At 59.5% G+C, this 17,654-nt stretch carries 12 protein-coding genes; 4 read left to right on the top strand and 8 right to left on the bottom strand.

Features of this window, described 5'->3' with window-relative positions:
- Positions 1 to 143: 143 nt before the first annotated feature.
- From EJ078_RS24070 to EJ078_RS24060, 3 genes are all read left to right on the top strand, one after another.
- Positions 144 to 2,072 (top strand): adenylate/guanylate cyclase domain-containing protein, encoded by a 1,929-nt coding sequence (locus tag EJ078_RS24070; RefSeq protein ID WP_127403874.1) that lies wholly within the window; start codon positions 144 to 146, stop codon positions 2,070 to 2,072.
- 286 nt (positions 2,073 to 2,358) lie between these two features.
- Positions 2,359 to 3,027, top strand: coding sequence for an ankyrin repeat domain-containing protein (locus tag EJ078_RS24065; protein WP_245458923.1), 669 nt, complete (start codon positions 2,359 to 2,361; stop codon positions 3,025 to 3,027).
- 74 nt (positions 3,028 to 3,101) lie between these two features.
- Positions 3,102 to 3,572 carry a YHS domain-containing (seleno)protein gene (locus EJ078_RS24060; RefSeq protein WP_245457048.1) on the top strand — a complete coding sequence of 157 codons (471 nt, stop codon included), beginning with the start codon at positions 3,102 to 3,104 and terminating at the stop codon, positions 3,570 to 3,572.
- Positions 3,573 to 3,605: 33 nt separating this feature from the next.
- Here EJ078_RS24060 and EJ078_RS24055 read toward each other — a convergent pair whose 3' ends face one another.
- The 8 genes from EJ078_RS24055 to EJ078_RS24020 form a co-directional block, all read right to left on the bottom strand.
- Positions 3,606 to 5,795 carry an adenylate/guanylate cyclase domain-containing protein gene (locus EJ078_RS24055; protein ID WP_245457047.1) on the bottom strand — a complete coding sequence of 730 codons (2,190 nt, stop codon included), beginning with the start codon at positions 5,793 to 5,795 and terminating at the stop codon, positions 3,606 to 3,608.
- Positions 5,796 to 6,537: 742 nt separating this feature from the next.
- The gene (locus tag EJ078_RS24050) at positions 6,538 to 7,260 is read right to left on the bottom strand and encodes a hypothetical protein (RefSeq protein ID WP_127215356.1); all 723 of its coding nucleotides are present in this window, start codon (positions 7,258 to 7,260) and stop codon (positions 6,538 to 6,540) included.
- A gap of 27 nt (positions 7,261 to 7,287) precedes the next feature.
- Positions 7,288 to 8,469: a hypothetical protein gene (locus tag EJ078_RS24045; protein ID WP_306462630.1), complete on the bottom strand. Its 1,182-nt coding sequence runs from the start codon at positions 8,467 to 8,469 to the stop codon at positions 7,288 to 7,290.
- Between the two features lie 85 nt (positions 8,470 to 8,554).
- Positions 8,555 to 9,223, bottom strand: a complete 669-nt coding sequence (locus EJ078_RS24040) for a TfuA-like protein (RefSeq protein ID WP_245457046.1) — start codon at positions 9,221 to 9,223, stop codon at positions 8,555 to 8,557.
- Between the two features lie 61 nt (positions 9,224 to 9,284).
- The gene (locus EJ078_RS24035; protein ID WP_127215353.1) at positions 9,285 to 10,433 is read right to left on the bottom strand and encodes a YcaO-like family protein; all 1,149 of its coding nucleotides are present in this window, start codon (positions 10,431 to 10,433) and stop codon (positions 9,285 to 9,287) included.
- Positions 10,433 to 12,910, bottom strand: coding sequence for an AAA family ATPase (locus tag EJ078_RS24030; RefSeq protein ID WP_208720876.1), 2,478 nt, complete (start codon positions 12,908 to 12,910; stop codon positions 10,433 to 10,435). Before EJ078_RS24030 ends, EJ078_RS24035 begins: the two co-directional genes overlap by 1 nt.
- A 35-nt stretch (positions 12,911 to 12,945) precedes the next feature.
- On the bottom strand, positions 12,946 to 13,527 hold the full coding sequence (locus EJ078_RS24025; protein WP_208720874.1) for an adenylate/guanylate cyclase domain-containing protein: 582 nt from the start codon (positions 13,525 to 13,527) through the stop codon (positions 12,946 to 12,948).
- 1,557 nt (positions 13,528 to 15,084) lie between these two features.
- A complete protein-coding gene (locus EJ078_RS24020; RefSeq protein WP_127847222.1) occupies positions 15,085 to 15,306 on the bottom strand; it encodes a DUF768 domain-containing protein in 222 nt (73 codons plus the stop codon).
- Positions 15,307 to 15,534: 228 nt separating this feature from the next.
- Between EJ078_RS24020 and ligD the strand changes: the two genes are divergently transcribed.
- A complete protein-coding gene (ligD, locus tag EJ078_RS24015; RefSeq protein WP_306462629.1) occupies positions 15,535 to 17,607 on the top strand; it encodes a DNA ligase D in 2,073 nt (690 codons plus the stop codon).
- Positions 17,608 to 17,654: the final 47 nt, after the last annotated feature.

Below are 17,654 nucleotides of genomic sequence, written 5' to 3'. Positions count from 1 at the left end.
CCAGCCTCGTGCGGACCGTTTTGCACCAGAAGCGACCTTTCCGACCACCGGGGCTAATCGATGGCCTCCTGACTTTGGTGGGCCCTCGTCAGGGCGCTGCGCTGGGTGTACCATTTTAGCCATGTTGGGTCTGGGGCCGGATGATGATCGTCCCTCCATTGAACCGGAAGCTGCTGGCGATCCTGGCCGCCGATATGGTCGGCTACTCAAGGGCGATGGAGGCCGATGAGGCCGGCACCATTGAGCGGTTGAAATCCGTTCGTGCCGAGCTGTTCGACCCCGCCGTCTCCCAGCACCATGGCCGCCTCATCAAGCTGATGGGCGATGGCGCGCTTGTCGCCTTCGACAGCGTGGTCGACGCAGTCGCCTGCGCAGCGGAAATCCAAAGTGCGGCGGCCGCGCGCAATGAAGGTCTGCCGGAGCCTGAGCGCATCGTGTTCCGCATCGGGGTCAATCTGGGCGACGTTGCGCTGGTTGACGGCGATGTCTATGGCGATGGCGTTAATGTCGCCGCGCGATTGCAGCAACTCGCTGATGCTGGCGGCGTGATCGTGTCGGGCACAGCCTTTGACCATCTTCAAGGCAAGCTTGATTGGTCCCTCGATTTCGCTGGCGAGCAACAAGTAAAGAATATCAGCCGCCCGGTTCGGATGTACCGGCTGAGGCTGGACGGCAAGCGGCCGCGCTGGACCTTGCGTATGGCGATGCCGAGCTGGGTTGGGACGGCGGCGGCCATCGTACTATTTGCTCTGCTGGGCGGCGGCGGGACATGGTGGTTCTTTCATTCAGCTGCTCTGGGTGCCAAGCCGTCGGTCGCAGTGCTGCCCTTCAACAACTTTGGCGGCGACGACGCCACAGGGCGTCTGGCCGATGGCCTCACCGAGGACATCATCACCGATCTCGCGCAGTTTCCCGAACTCGACGTCGTGGCACGCAATTCGACGCAAGCGTACAAAGGCAAGGCGTTGGATGTCCGCCAGGTCGCAAATGCGCTCGATGTCGGCTATGTGCTGGAAGGCTCGATCCAGCGCCAGGGAGGCCGGTTGCGGATCACCGCGCAGTTGATCGATGCAAAAACCGGCAACCATCTGTGGTCGGAGCGATGGGACCGGCCTGCTGAAGACGTGTTCGCTATTCAAACCGAGATTGCCGAGCAGGTCACCAACCGTCTCGGCAACGGCGTGGGGTTGATTCAGGGAGCGGGGCGGGCTGCAGCGAAGCGCAAACGGCCGGACAGCTTGACTGTCTATGATTACTATCTGCTCGGAACCGAAAGGATTGAAAAGATTACCGTAGCGGATGAGCAGGAGGCCATCAGGCTGCTCAACCTCGCTGTCGAGCTGGATCCGGAGTTCGCACGCGCCTGGGTGGAACTCTATCATGCTCATAACATATTGGCTGGCTTCGGTATCAATCCCGAGAGCGAGGTCAAGGCGGCTGCCGATGTAGCCGAACGCGCGGTGCGGCTCGATCCGAGCGACGCCGAGGCGCACGCGGTTTTTGGCGTGAGCCTCAAAGACAAGGGCGACAACGCCCGCGCCAAAGTCGAGCTGGACACGGCCCTCCGCCTCGCTCCGGGGTCGGCCGAAATCCTGACATTCTATTCCGGCTTTGCGTCAGCCTTCGACGAACCCGAACGCGGCGCTCAGTTGGTCGACCAAGTCATACGGCTCGACCCGAATTACCCGATGTGGGCAACCGCTTTCTACTCCAATGCCTATTTTATGGCTGGCCGCTATGAGGACGCCTTGAAGATGCTGGAGCGCAAGACGACCGATAACTACAGCAAATGGGAGTGGATGATGCGTAGCAGCTCCTTTGCGGCTCTGGATCGAATCGATGACGCGAATGCTTCGGTCAGGGAAACCCTCAAACGGTATCCGGAGCTGACCGTCGAGGGCATGGTCAATGAATACAGCTTGAGCAAGACGGAGCGCGGTCGTTTCATCGAGACAATGCCGCTCGCCGGCTTCCCGCTTTGCGCCAAGCCCGAGGCGCTGGTAGAGCTCGCCAAACCTGTGCGGCTGCCGGAATGCGAGGTGGAGGAGGCGAAGTCTCTCGGGCAGCCATAGGACCAAAAAGGGCCGCTATCAGACTGGCAGCTTCCGGCTGCACAATCTTCAAGAGCGAACATTACGTTCGGAGTTGGCATCGTGATGACCCGACCCGATCCGGACACTTTTATGGCACATGAAAGCGGCGCTCGGACCAAGCCTGCCTTTCCAGAGCAAAGGGTCTCCTGGAGCGCATCGCCGATTGACCTTTGGTGAAATCACGGAATCCATAGTCCCCGCGGGCCGAATGGAGTAGAGTGACTCAGAAATCCTTCTGCGAGCGAACGTCGCCCGGAGGTTTGTCGTGACCGTCACCAAGCGAATACGGTTGCTGGCCTGGCTGAGAGTCACACTCCCCGGGGTAGGCTCAGATCGGCTCGTCTGCATTGCTGCGCTGGTTGCGTGCATTTCTGGGCTCGGAATTGCTGGTGGTGCGGCGACCGCAGGGCCGCTTCATAACGCTGCGCGGGAAGGCGATGCGGGCCAGGTTGCCGCGCTCCTGGCACAAGGCGCTGACGTGAATGATCGCGACGAGAGCCGCGAGACCCCGCTCATCGATGCCGCGCTTGCTGGCAAGACCGAGGTCGCCGTCGTGTTGATCGAGGCCAAGGCCGACATCGAGGCCCGCAACGATCGCGGCTTCACCGCGCTTCATTCGGCTGCATACTCAGGAAGCCTGGACATAGCAAAGTTGCTGCTCAACCACGGGGCCGAGGTCGACGCGTTGAGCACGCACAAGATCACGCCGCTGCATGTGGCGGCAGAAGAGAATCAGACGGCCGTCGCCGAGCTGCTGATTGCGCGCGGCGCACAGGTGGAGGCCATCCAGGAGTACGGGTTTACCCCCCTGAGCCGCGCGACGTTCTTTCAGAGCGCGGAAGTGATGGTTTTGCTCAAGAAGCACGGGGCCAAGTGCCAACCCAGGGAAAAGATCGGTGCATCGTATGTGGACTGCCTCGCGGCCGGCGACTGACTGGGCGCGACCCCACTGAGACTATGGAGGATGATATGACAGCGAACCGTTCCAGAGCACCTCGGAGTTTCCTGTTGGCCGAGATCACAGCTGCGTGCCTCCTGGTCGTTGGCACCGGTACATCGTACGCTGACGGCGTGAACACGGGATACTTCGGCAACATCGCCATACTCGGCTACGATCCGGTGGCATATTTCACAGATGGTCGACCGACCAAGGGTTCACCGGAGATCGCGAAGAAATGGCTCGGGGCCACGTGGTATTTCGCAAGCGCAAAACATCGCGACGCGTTCGCTTCCGAGCCGGTCCGCTATGCCCCTCAATACGGCGGCTTCTGCACGCTGGGCACAGCATTTGAACAGGCATCCGCGAACATTGACCCGGAAGCGTGGCGTATCGTCGACGGCAAGCTCTACCTTTTCTCCGGGAAGGAGGGCCTGGAGGAAGACTTCGATGCTGCCCCCGCTCCCATCATAGCGAAGGCCGACGACCAATGGCCAGGAATCGAAGCAAAGGAATTCGAGGCCAGAGCAGGAGACAACTGACCAACTCAAGGCCCTCCGAGTTGAACCGGGGTGTCACGGCGACACCGAGAAATACCATACCGTGACAGAGTCCGGCAAAACATACTCGTCGCGCTTTTCGCTGCTCCCTTGGGGATTGCGATAGACCGGGCCGCAGAACTTGCGGCCGAGCAAAGTCGCTGAGGATCGAGTGCAAAAGAGGTTGTCCTCCAGGGTGAACGCGCCGGCGATTATGCCGTTTTGGGAGCTCATGGCGAAATCTCCGTTTGCACTCAGCTCCATCACAAACGGTGCACCGTTGTATTGATGCCCGACCCAGGTCCGATCGCCTGCCAGGGCCTGTATGGCGGAGGCGTCCAGGCGGTCCTCATCCCGTCCGCGGAAATCGAAGCACCGCTCCGGAAGCCCCGCCAAGCGAAGGGCGTCTATCCGATGATCGAGATCCTGTTGCCGCCGATGGTGCGCATAGACGACCCGAAAACCGGCGAGGTTCTGGACGGGGATCTTCTTTAGGATTGCCGCAACCGCGTTGTGCGCCTCGGCCATTCGGCCCAATCGCGCGTTAGCCATGGCCAGGGTTTCGAGGCCGAGGTCGCTCCGCTCTTCCGCCTGGACTTGGCTCAGCGCCTGCAGGGCCTTCTCGTATTGACGATTCATATACAGCACGAAGCCGTAGTAGTCGAAGACCTGCGCCCGCGGCTTGGGATCGAGTTGCAGCACGCGTTCCATCGCCGCCAGCGCCGCCGGGTTCTGGCCGGCATAAGTCAGCACGATCGCCAGATTGAGCTCTGCCTCCGCGCCATTCGGGTCGAGCGTGACAGCTTTCTGGACTGAGGCGAGAGCCTCGTCCCATTCGCTATCCAGCATCTGCAGGATACCGAGCACGGCATAGGCGCGCGAGGACTGGGGATTGAGTACCAGCGCTCGGCCTGCAGCCTCGTAGGCGCGCTGGCGAGCGACGGCGCTCAGCATGAGGCGCTGGAAGTCGAAGCCAAGCACGTCCACCGTCGCCCGGGCATAGCCCGAATAGGCGTCCGCGAAGGCAGGATCGAGCTTGATTGCGTTTTGATAGAGGGAGAGAGCCTCCCCGAGAGACTTGTAGTCGATTGCATACACTTTCTGCTCGGCTCGAATGTAGAAATCGTATGCTTCCAGATTTTGGGTCGGGAGTCGGGCGATCTGAGTTTTTTCGCCTGCTGTCAGACGTACCGAAAGTGCCTCAACGATTCGCCCGATCACTTCGTCCTGAAGGGCAAATAACTTGGAATAATCACGGTCGTAGCGCTCGGCCCAGATGTTACTCCCTGTTTTGCCGTCGATGAGTTGGACATTGATGCGGACTGCATCTCCCTCTCGCCGGACGCTGCCTTCGACCACGTAGTGGACATTCAACTGCTCAGCGATCTCAGTGATGTCGAGGGATCGATCCTTGAAGGAGAACGAGGAATTGCGGGCGATGACGAGGAGCCCAGAGATCTTCGAGAGATTGGTGATAAGATCGTCTGTGAGCCCTTCGGCGAAGTAGTCCTGCGCCGGGTCGTCACTAAGGTCGCCAAACGGCAATACAGCGATGGAAGGCCTGCCTGCCGCCGAATCGACCGCGCCGTGAACATCGCCCCGAAGAAACGCAATCGCTTGCGGCCAAACCGTCAGCGCAACCACTGCCGTCAGAGCAAGGAATAGCACCGCGGCGCCAAATACAGACCATCGTCGAGAGCGCGACTTACTGGTGATTGGCGTCTGCTTCAATAGCACCCGATAAACGCGGACCGGCTCAGGGATGTTCTTTAGATGCCTTTCGCCCAGCGACTTGAAAGTCAGGCCGAGCTTATCGTGTGCCTGATCGTAGGCGGTTCCGGAGATGGCGATACCTCCGGGATCGCTCAGCCCCTGCAGCCTGGCTGCGATGTTCACACCGTTGCCATAGAAGTCATCGCCGTCGATGATCACGTCACCCAAGTTGATCCCTATGCGGAACACGATCCGAATGTCTTTGGGAAGCTCGAGATTCTGCCGTGCGACGATCCGCTGAATTTCGACACCGCACGCCACTGCATCGACGACGCTGGCGAATTCAACCAGCGCCCCGTCGCCCATGAGCTTAACGACGCGGCCGTGATACCCCTCGATCAACGGTTCGATGAATTCGCGGCGAAGCGTCTTGAGCCGGGAAAGTGTGCCCGTCTCGTCCAAGGCCATCAGGCCGCTGTACCCCACCACGTCGGCAGAGAGAATAGCGACCAACTTCCGTTCCAGATGTTGAGCCTGTTCCACTGGGCAGAATTATAAGGAAAGCCCGGTGCCAAGACCATACACAGCGGCCTACGAGAGCTAACAGCCAACACTCCCTCTCCGATGACCTACGTTACAAAATCGGCTACGAGCGTTCGCCTTGAATTCCGAAAAAGGTGATGTTCGACGGAATGTCGGCTCCCGGCGCAACCCCAATCTACAGCGTGTTCGCTGACGTCAACTTTCGGGCGACGGGAAAGCTTGCCCCTACGGCCGACATCGGGCGCGTTGCAGACTGGCAGTTTGGGGGCCGACAGCCGACCGGCATCTTTAGGCTGCGAGTAGTCAAAGCGGACAAGAAGCTGAGAGCCGATTTCTACAGGCGAGATGCGGCGTAAAACAATCATCGGCAGAATGGCGCCAACGGGTAAGCAGCAGCGATTCTCGACATAGGTGTAATGGCCAGGGCGGATATGCAGCAACTGCCAGCCAATGTCTCGATCGAATAAATTTGCGCCTGATTAGGTCTAGGGTTGAGACAAAGTTGACTAGTTTCGCTGGTTGGTGCGACCTTGGTGCCCCCCCGACTGCCGTCTGCCTGCCCTAAGTTCGCCAACGACGGTCAAAGCGCCCAGCAGTCCAGCAGCCTCAGTTATTGCGGTGCATAATCGCCATCGTGGGGGCTGGATTTGGCAAGCCGAGCTGGGGCTGGCCGACCACAACTCGCCATCGGCCATGCCCACACGCGCGTCTATTAGTCGCCAAGCCTCCCCCCGCGGTGCCCCATCATCATCCGGGAAGCATACATTGTGGGTGAGCGCTTACCCGGTAGATTGGCTTCGAGAACGATCTGTTCGACGAATCCCTGGTTCATTTCGAATTCCACGCACTCATCAAGCTTGTCGACAATCCATAGAAGATAATTATCCGCAGACCCTGGATAGGAAAGGTCAACTTTCTTATCATACCCGCAGTCGTCGACAGGTATCGGTTGGGGAGCAGAGGGTATAAGCATAATTTTCGGCTTTGGAAGGTCGAAACAATGGCCTTCATATGAATAACCAACTATTATTCCGCATGAAAGAGCCGATTTCTGTTTCGCCATCTCGTTAAGTGAAATTACGCTTGATATTACAACCAATCCAAACTTTCGTATGTCCAAAGATATTTGTGTCGCATATCCGATACCATCGGGAAATCCACTGGAGCTTTTAGCTATTAAATTGGCCACCTGCCCATCTGTAAGCTTTCCGTTTTGACTAGCCTTTTTGATTTGCTCTTTTATTTTTTCGTTGTTACTGGTGTCATAAACTTTAGACCTTACAGCTATATCGAATTCCTCTTCTGAAATACTTCTTTCCTCTCCAGGAAGCAATAATTCGCTTCCGTTTGGGGAAATACCGTAGAGTCTGACCTGGGTTGCGTTGTACGCGCTCTGTGGGAAGGTCAGTGTGGGCCTTTGACAGTCGGCACTCATTTCCGCGCTCCTATATCATCCATTGGTTCATAAAATTTCCCGCCACCTGAAATTCTCTTCGAAGCTTGCCGCTACCGCCGGGCCAATGAGGTCGGAAACTTCGACGATGGTGGAGGCTGCGCCAGCGAATGTGAGATGATCGGCATCGAGGCGCGTCCACGCGCGCGCGAGCGCAAGCGCGACATCGTCGCGCGCCTTGATTAGCTCGGTTTTGAAAAGGAACGGACGGGCTCGGAATGCGTCGCCCGTGAAGTCAGAGATGTGCCGCATGTCGGCTTCGCCAACCTGCCTGATGTCGAAGCGAAGCAGGCGCTCGTCGGCAAGGCCCTGCCGAACCAGGCCGGCATGGTAGAGATCGACCAGGGTATCGAACACCGCTCCCGTGAATGGGCGAGACCGGTCATGAATCTCTTCGGTCACTTCCGTCATCTTGCGCGAGTTACTGGCAAGGCGGATCTGGCGGTCGCCCGTCAGTTCGGCGATGCGGTTGAGCTCGTTGAGGACAAGCAGGTTTGCTTGGCTGTGCCGTAACAATCGATCCATCCCGCTGTCGAAATGCAGGAACGAAAGCAGCGAAATAAGATCGGCGTTGGCTTCGTGAAACGGCCCGAAGTCACCGTCTCGCAAGCCTTCCATGGGCACTCCGAAGAGAGAAAAGAGTATGGAGTGACCTAATTCATGCGCGATCACGTCGAAGTTGAGGGCGTATGAATGGCCGCGTCCGTCGGCTCCACGCTCGCGGCCAAGCTCCAGATAGCCATACCCCGATTGCGCATTCTCCCAGTCAAGCCAGGGAATGATCTCAAGCCGCTCGTATGTTTCGGCGAAGTACCAGACAATCGGCTTGCCCAGATAGCTTTCCCAGATGTCCAGCACCCGGCTCGCAGCCGCGAACGCATGCGCTGCCAGGAACTGGCGCGACTGAAGAGGGAGGTGGTCGAAATGACCATCAAAGCCGGGTTCGGCTGGTGGGAAACACGCGCCAACGAAGGGCGGCAGGTAGGGATACTCGTACGGCTGCTTGTCCAGCACGGGATCACGCACGTATATGCGATGATCCTCCGGGCCCGGAAGGATCAAACCAGGCCCTGTTGAAATCCAGACCGCCTCGGGTTTCTCGTACCCGGAAATGTAAGGCGCTTGTGGGTATATCAGGAAGCGTGTTCCAGCCGACATCCCCGCCCGACCGGCGACATCGAGCGCGTCCAACTGCGCAGCCCCTCTCATAGTCTGCGACACTAGCACGAAGCATGTATTTCGTAAATTGCACCACGTATCACCGGCAACTCTGTCGTCAGATTGCTAAGCCGGCGTCCTCCAAATCTTGGACAAACGCGACCGTCATTCTGAAAATCTTCAATTCCGCCGGCATCAATGCATTTTCGCGCGTAAGCTGCAATGCTGACAGTGCGTCGCGTTTCTTTTGCTGAATGAAAGCTCCTGCGAGAATTTGCCGACAGGCTTCGATCTCATGGTGACCGGCTTCCGGCAATGCCTCGCGGACCATTCGGGAGAGCGTACGCTCCCGAAAATTGAGGTTCCGAGCCGCATTCTCAAGCTTTCCTGACAAATCGGTGGAGAGCAGGTTTCGCCTCCAAGCGGCGCGGACGGTCATTCGCAAATCAACCAAAGCGTGCGTTAGCGGTGAAAAATTCACTCCTTCCGGACCGTACAGCACTGCCACTGCGTCATCAGGCAGGAAAGCAAAGCGGCGGTACCATCGATAGATAAGGCCAACGCCGTGCATGTATGGGTAAAGCTCGGCGGCTCGCAAGGCTCCCATGCTTCCAGCACCAATCACCGGGATGGCCTGGCTGATCGCCCACAGTATCTCCTTGTGCCTCACTGCCGGCTCAGCCTGGAAGGCGCCGTCTATGATGACAATCGCAGCCGGGTCATAACGCTGCACTGCAGCTACGATCGAGCCTTGCACCGCGGGCGGCAGGCAGATCACGTCGGCCACTTGCTGTGCCTCTGGATGCGATAGCGTGGGGCCGGTGAAAACGAGCCGAGGTCGCATCCGGTCACTCCACCAAAGGGTACAATTGCGGGATAACTATCCTGACGGCCGACAGTCGCTTCCAAGGGCTGGTGTTGAGGCGGATCAGATATACGGCGGTGATTCCGCTTTCCCCCAGTCTTGCAAGAAGGCTGCCAAGCAAGCTCTGCCCGCCCGCCGCTCGATAGGCAGGCTGGCGGGCGAAGCTCACGTCCTTGCGGCCGCCGGTGATCAATTGGCGGTGCGCCTCGATAAGCTGCCAGTCGGGATATTTCGGATAAGACGCCCGGGTCATATCATCGCGCGCACCCGAGATCGCCGCAAGCCGCGCCTGCGCCGCCTCATGAATCGCTTGCACGGCAGCTACCGCCGGATCGAATGCAGCGGCCGAGCCATCGGCTGGCAGATGGACCAATGCCGTCTCGCGAGGATTGCTCTCCATCAGATGGCACCAAATCACAGGCAGGCCAACAGGCGACGGCGCAAGCCAAAGGCCGACGATGATGTCCTTTCGTGCAAGTTCATCCAATAGGGCCAGGACCCTTGGGTCATCTATGGTCGCTGGATCGATTCGCTGGTGTTGCAGAAAACCATGCGTTTTGAGAGCGCGGGCGATCGCATCGCGTTCGACGCATTCCAATATGCCGTGTGTGACGGCGTCTTTTTCATCAAGCGCGGCCGCCAGTCCGGTTGTCGTTGGCGTGAAAATTCCGTCACAGGGGCTGGGCGGTATGAGATAGGCCGTGTGCACCAATTCCAGCGGAACGAAGTCGCGGCCGCCGCCCAGCAGGTTCTCCGCCTCTACCCAAGCGATTTCTCGGCCGCGCCAATCAGCAGGTGCGGGCTTTCGCAGCCACGTCTCAAATCGCCCGCAGGATATTTCGAGTAACTTGGCCGAAGCGTAAGCTGCACCAAGATGTTCGATGCGCTCGGCGAAAAAGCTCTCAGCGGATTCCAAAATGCACGATATCGCCGCGAGAGGTAGGCTGGCACCCTTTCCCTGCGCGACTGCGTTTGAAAACGAGAACGGCCTCGTTGCCTGCACGACCGGGATGCCGACACGGTCCAGACCGGTAATGTCCGCAATACGGGTGATGCCCAACGCGTGTCGCATCGACATCAGATAGGTCAGCGCTTCGTCTGTCGGAGGACCAACGCGCTCATATTGTTCCACTATCGGCTGGCCCGCAGTTCCGGCTCAGGGTTCACGATCAGCGGTTCGCCGGGCTCAACCGACTTCCTTGCCGCTTCGACACGGTCGTTAAAGCTCCGAAGCAGTACGGGGGCGAGATTTGTCGCGCTGAGCGTCTCGTAGGCCGCGATGAGGATGGGCACGGCATTTTGCTCGGCTGCAGTGTTGAGGCTCTTCTCGAGGGCAGTTGCCACCCGGCCGGCTGCCGCCCTGTCAAGGACGAGAAGTTGTGCAATTCGCCGGTGTAGTTCCGCCAGCCAATATCGGCTGCCACCCGCCTCGGCCTGCGCCACCGCCGAATGAAGCAGGGCAAGCGCGTGACTGATCTCACCCGAGCGCGCGAGAAGTTCCGCCAGCATGGCGCAATAGACGGGCTCGTCCTCGGGTGTCTGCACTTGTCCATGCAGGCCGAGGCCCTCACGCATCTTGTCCTTGCCCCGCTCAAGTTGGCCAGCGTTGCCATCGCACCAGCCCTCGAAGATCTGTGCCGAGACGACTAGCGAAGGCAGGTGATGAAGCGCGGTCAGCTGTCGCAGATCCTCAATCACGTCACGCAACGAAGCGAAGTCGCGGCGATAGCAACTCAGCATCGCGTCGTTGATACAGGCATGCGCTATGCTGCTGACATGGCCAGTCTGCTGCGCCCAGCGGCGGGCCTCCGACATGGAGCGGAGAGCGCTCGTTGCACGTCCCGAGAACCACAGCGACAGTGCACGATGCGCGAAGCCGCACACGCGCGCGTCGTGCCCCCCGAAACGCGTGGCATTCGCGTGCCCCTGGCCCACCTCATAGAGCGGCAATCCAGCATCAATCGCGGCTATGCATCCACCATGGTCCCCGCGGTTGAAATCGACTGCCCACAAGCAGTGCCTAGCCTGAAGCTGAATCTCGGGGTCGGAAACCTCCTTTAGATCACTGACGACGGCCTGCGCCCGCTCGCCATCAACGACCGAGCCCGTGAACCACCAACCCCAATAGATCGGGAACCACTTGGCGCGCTCCGCTATTGGCCGACGCCGTGCGATCTTTACGCCGTCGTCATAGAGCGTGCGTGCGTGCTCGGAATTTGGCCCTTCGACGGCGGTCAGTATCGGCCCGAGCGCCACCATGGCCGAGAGCCGCAGCGCATCTCGTTTGTCATGATCAGAAACCTGCCCGCAAAGCGCAATGGCATGCTCGAGCAGATGCCTTGCCTCAGCCATGGCCGAGCGGGACGAGCTTTCCATGCCGGCATTGATGAACTCGCCGATCGCTTCGTCAAGCAGGCCGCCTCGCTCAGCATGATCGGCAAGAGCTGCAGTTGTTAGCCAGCCAACGAAGCTGCGGTTGCCGCTAGCCACCGCATAAAGACGCTGATGCAGCGTCTGCCGCCGTTTCCGCAGTATTCCGTTATAGATCGTCTCTTGGATAAGCGTATGCCGAAACGCGTACACTGATGCCACGGCGTGCCTGGCGCGTACGAGGCCTGCCTCGGCTAGGGCATCGAGCGCCGCAGAGATTGTGCCCGGGTCAAATTCCGGCAAGAGCGCCGACAGCAAATCCGGGCTAAATCTGTTGCCGGCGACGGCCGCCGCTCGCGCCACCTCGCGGGCGCAGCCGAGAGGCTCCAGCCGGGCGTCTAACACTGTTTCCAACACCGCCGCGCGGCCGAGCGAAACGCCCTGTGGCAGCTGCTCCCTACCGCTTGCGGCATTCTCCGCCATCCATTGGCAAACCTCCTCGATGAACAGCGGGACACCGCCGGTGACGCGCTCGACCAACTCCATCAGCTCAGGCGCAGGTGCCCGCTTGCCTTGAGGCCACATCGTTGCGATTGCCCGCAAGGTGTCGGCATGCTCAAGGGGAGGGAGCAGGACACGCTTGCTTTTTTCGTCTAGCCAGTCGCCAAATCCCGGCCTCGTCGTTGCGATCAAGAGCACGGGGAAACTAGGAACCAGCTTTGCAAGTTCACGCAGCAGTTGCTTCGACGTCAGATCGATCCAGTGAATATCTTCAACGATCAAGATCACTGGGCCACTGGCGCACGTTGCTTGTAACGCATGGCGCGCAGCCCAATCGGCCTTCTCCCGGATCACTTCCGGATCCATCTCTTGGAAACCGGACCTCGCGCCTTCCACGCCGAGCAGAAAAGAAAAGATGTCGACGACTTTGGTGTCGTGAACGTCATGTGCGGCGAACACCTCGGCTACAAGCGCGGGGGTGAGTGTACGCTCGCCGTCATCGAAATTACCCAGCATCGCCTGCCGCAGTGGATGCAGCGTCGAACGCGAGTCGCCTGGCACACATTGGAAGAGGAGCAATCTGTTGCGTTGGAAGCGCGTTCGCCGGCGCACCTCATGCAGGATGCGCGACTTGCCGATGCCGGCTTCGCCCTCGATCACGATAACCTGGCCACGTCCCGAAACAGATTCATTCCAACATTCATGTATCAGCTCGGCCTCATCCGTGCGGTCGATCAAGGGGCTGGTGAGGCGTCCGAACGCGAAGAAACGGTCTACCCCCGCTTGTGGCTCAACGCCTGCCAGACCTGCTCGGGTTGCGCGAAGCCTTTGATCACGTGAGAACCGCAGAAGCTAAATACGTGTGAGCGCCGTGTTAGATTGCGCGTCTCGTTGCACACGAAGACGGTATCTGGCCGGGCGATTGCCTGCAGCCTGGTCGCCAGTGCAAATGCAGGGCCGGTTATAGTGTCCTGCGCTGCGGCGGTGTCGCCCTTCAGGATTAGCGTCATCGACGTCGCCACGCCGACCCTGACATGTAGGTCGCTCCTCCGTTTCTCCGCGGCAAGGAGCTTGCACGCCCTGACGATCGCAAGTCCGGCGCTGATCGTCAGCGACGCCGCATCCTTAGCGCCCAAATCGACTGGGAACACAGCGAGGCCACCGTCGCCAGCCTCGACCATCACGGTTCCGGAGCACGATACGATCGCTCCCTTGGCGGCCGTTTGAAACGCCAAGATAAGTTCCTCGAAGTCTTCGATGCCGAGCAGGCCGAGCAACTCGGTGGAGCCCACGAGATCGTAGCAAAGGGCGGTTAGTACGCGCCGCTCGTGACGGGCCTCGACGCCGTCGTCCATCGACCCCCTGCCGATCGGAAGGCGCGAGCCAGTCCCCGCCTTCGGAACATCACCTCGGCTGCTATGAGACATGTCACCCTCGCCGACAGGGCATACTATCAAAACTATGACAGAGCACAAATTACAGAGCGGCGATCGCCGGAACGTGCGACGGCTGCTCAGGACCTCTCGCCTGTGAGTTGGCGGGACTCAACGCCAAATTTCGTCCAAAGGCAGACATTCGACGGCCTAAGCCCAGACGTCCGCTCACGGCGCACCGCAACAATCTAACGCCGCCGCCGCCAACGTCTGTTTTCAGGAACTGGCAAAGCCGTTCTCTAAGGCCGAGATGAGGCGCAAAGCAGCCATCCACAGCGCCAAAGAAATGGGCGAGTGGCCGGATCGGCTTCTTGAATCTATTTCGGCGAACTGCCTCGTAACCTATTGGTGCATAACGATTATGTTAGTCGCGGAGGGTCGTCGTTTTCGACAGGAAATCAATATGTTAGCGGGTGGTTCGCCTACCCTTTTCCCTCGTATTCTCTCGTATGGTCTGGCGAACCGAAAGACGATGGACGAGAATAGTTACTGGCTTCGAGATATCGACGATGGAGCCCTAAGTAGCCAGCCACTTCCTCCTGGTGAATGACCGAAATGGGGCCGTTTGCAGACAGTCCGCTTCTCGGCGATCGAAGATCGAATGGCTGCCATTGAAGCCCGAGGGGGTTGTAGCCTCGACCTCTCCCTTACCAAGGGAGTGCTCTACCACTGAGCTACCGCAGCAACGGGCGTCTGAATAACCGCAGACGCCTTGAATTGCAAGGCGTAGCGGCCCCCTTTCACACCCTGCGCCGTTTTGGCCCGATGTTGCCAATGTGGTTCCAAACGGGCTCGGCACGTGCTCAAGCCTACATCGGTCGGCCGAGAGCTACACCGTTTTTGTTGCCGGATCGTTGCCAATCTGGATGCGAATTGGAATAGAGCCCCGTACAGAGGTTTCTCACACCCCCGCCCTTCACTCGCTACCTGCGAAGGCCTTCGCGCGCGTCCTTGCCCTGCCCCCGTGGCGAATGCATGCGGTTTCGAGGATTGGCCTACCCCCGATTTGTAGCGCGCCGATACAAGGCGCCCGACTCGGAGGGAATAACAAATGTGAATGTGGATGGGGGTGATCGACGCCACAATGAGCCAGGGCCTATCGCAACGCAGTTTGCTGACCATATGGCCCCTTGTCCTCGGACGACCGTCGACACACCCTGGTCCCCCGCCCCGCTCGGCGGTCGTCAGCGCTGGATCCGGGTCACGCATGAGGCGGACGGGGCTGTTAACAGGTACGCGTTCAAGTGACATGTGGAGTCTAACGGGCTGTTGACCCTGGCGGGCCGCTCCGATTGCAGTTTACCCATCAGGTGAAGCTGAGGCGACCCGGCCTGCGAGCGGGAATTCGGGGGACGATTAGAGCGGGACAGGCCGGGCCTCTTACCCCGTGTTGCGAGCCGGGGCAGGTGGGCATTATGCGCCGCCTTTGCAGCGGCTGAAGTTAACATTTCCTAATGCAACGCATAGCTCCACCGGAGCTCAGACCGCCAAGCCCTCTTCTCGGTTCTGCATCGCCTCCAGGATCACTTCGAAGACTGTGCCGACCTCCTCGCTGATCTCGTCGGGGCTAATGCCTTCTCGCTCAGCAGCTTTCAGGGCCTCTTCGACGAGGTAAACGATGGCCATTGAATCGTCCGTGATCGCATTCGGCAGGTGATCCGCCATCCACCGGTCTAAGAAATTGATCCCGCGCGTGGTCATGGCGAGAGAAGCCGGAAGGCGGCGTTAGGTTCCGTCTTCGCTGATGCCCTGCACGGCACCATGCCGTAGCTTTGGCTGTTCCGAAGATGGCGGACCCAGGCTGTTATGCTGCCCGGTTTCACCCGTTCAACCGTCGGGTCGATGATGGCCGGGGGATCGGCGGGAGGGGCCACTCTGGTGTTCTGCACGAGCTGATGCTGGCGATCGCGGAGCTGCTTCCGAAGCGTGATGGGCGGTCCGCATACTTGCCGTCTCGGGCAACGATACCGCTGCGGGCTTGCAGGCAGGCACACGGACTCAGCAATGATGGAGACAAGCTCAACCCCCCGGAACGAAACCAAAGAAGCAATCGCGCGTTGGACGCGATTAAGCCATTTCGTCTCGGGTTTGGGGTGCGTGAGAGTGGTCAAGCCAACGTCGCGTAAGGCAATCCCTGGGTGGAGCGCTCCTCAAGCGAAGTCGCCTATTCGTGACCGGACCAAATTAGCGCCTCCCACTTTTCGGCCCGTCCAGCTGGCAACGCTCGTAGACACCGTCCCTGCCGGCGACCGCTGGATCCACGAAATGAAATACGACGGCTATCGCATTCTTGTTGCCGTCGGCGGCGGCGAAGCGCGTGCCTATACCCGATCTGGCCTGGACTGGTCGCAGCGTTTTCCTTCCGTTCTTTCGGAAGCCCGCAAGCTCAAGGTCCGCTCCGCTCTGATCGACGGCGAGGCCGTCGTTGTCGATGCGAACGGAAGATCAAACTTCCAGGCGCTTCAGAACGCATTAAAGGGTGCGCCAGCCACCATCGATTTTTATGCCTTCGATCTCCTTCAGCTCGACGGCGAAGATCTTACCAGGCGCCCGCTCCTTGAACGCAAAGAGAAGCTCCAGGCAATCTTGCCCGCGAAGAACGCGATCCTTCGCTATTCCGATCACATCCTCGGTCGCGGAGAAGAGCTGCTCGAACGCTTTTGCGCAGCCGGTCTCGAGGGAGTTGTTTCGAAGCTCGCCGATTCGCACTATGTGGCAGCCCGCGGCGGAAGCTGGCTCAAGATCAAGTGCATCAAGCGGCAGGAATTCGTAATTGTCGGCTGGACGCCGTCCGATAAGGTCCGCGCGTTCCGGTCATTGATCCTCGGGGTGCATGACGGCGGCAAGCTGCGTTATGCCGGGAAAGTCGGCACCGGCTTCGATACAGCTGAACTCTTCCGTCTCATGAAGATCATGGCACCGCTCGAGCAGAAAGCCGCGACCGTCGAGGCGCCGCGAGCGGAAGTTCGCGGAGCACATTGGCTTTACCCCAAGCTGGTCGCAGAGATTGCCTTCACCGAGATGACCAACGAAGGAACGCTGAGACATCCGAGCTACCTCGGTCTACGCGAAGACAAGAAGCCGGAGGCGGTCGTGCTGGAGACGGAACGTCGCACGACCAAGCTGACCACGTGGCCGGCGAACACCATTGCCATCAGCAACCGTGACCGTGTGATCTATCCAGAGTCCAATATCACCAAGGGCCAGCTCGCCGACCACTACGCGGCCGTCGCGGAGATCATGCTTCCCTGGGTCGGCAGTCGGCCGATCAGTCTTGTTAGGTGTCCGCAGGGGCGGGCCAAGAAGTGCTTTTTCCAGAAGCATGATGCCGGGAGCTTTGGCGACAAAGTCCACCAAGTGGGTATCACCGAAAAAGACGGCCACGAGGAGCCATACCTTTATGTCGACGATGCCGCTGGGCTGATGACTTGCGTCCAGATGGGAACGATCGAGCTGCATGGGTGGGGAGCTCGGATCGAGGATGTCGAAAAGCCCGACCGCCTCGTGTTCGACCTCGACCCCGATGAGGGTCTTGATTTCGAAGCTGTCCGTGCGGCTGCTTTCCAGTTTCGTGATATTCTGAAATCGTTGGAACTTACGACCTTCCCTATGCTGACGGGAGGCAAAGGGGTGCATGTGGTCGCCCCGCTCACCCCTCAGGCTGAATGGCCGCAAGTGAAAGACTTCGCATTTCGTCTCGCTCAAGCGGTCGCTCAGAGCGATCCCGCCCACTTTACGGCCGCGCTGTCGAAGGCGCGCCGGAAGGGTCGCATCTTTGTGGACTATTTACGCAACCAGCGCGGGGCGACCGCGATCATGCCCTATAGCGCAAGGTCCCGACCTGGCGCGCCCGTCGCGGCGCCGATCACCTGGGCGGAGATGAAGACGATTGATACGCCCTCGCATTTCCGCGTCGGCGACGCTCCTGAATTGAAGAAACGCGCAGCCTCCAAAGCTCTGGCGGGATGGGGTCGCGCCGACCAATCGTTGCCGAATCTGTAGCGCCCCACTCCGGGAAAACGGCAGCAAGGAGTGAGCGCTCGCTGCCC

It is taken from the genome of Mesorhizobium sp. M1A.F.Ca.IN.022.06.1.1 (genome assembly GCF_003952605.1).
Classification (GTDB): domain Bacteria; phylum Pseudomonadota; class Alphaproteobacteria; order Rhizobiales; family Rhizobiaceae; genus Mesorhizobium.
The sequence above is the reverse complement of the archived record's forward strand: the minus strand, read 5'-3'. Positions and strand labels throughout refer to the sequence as shown.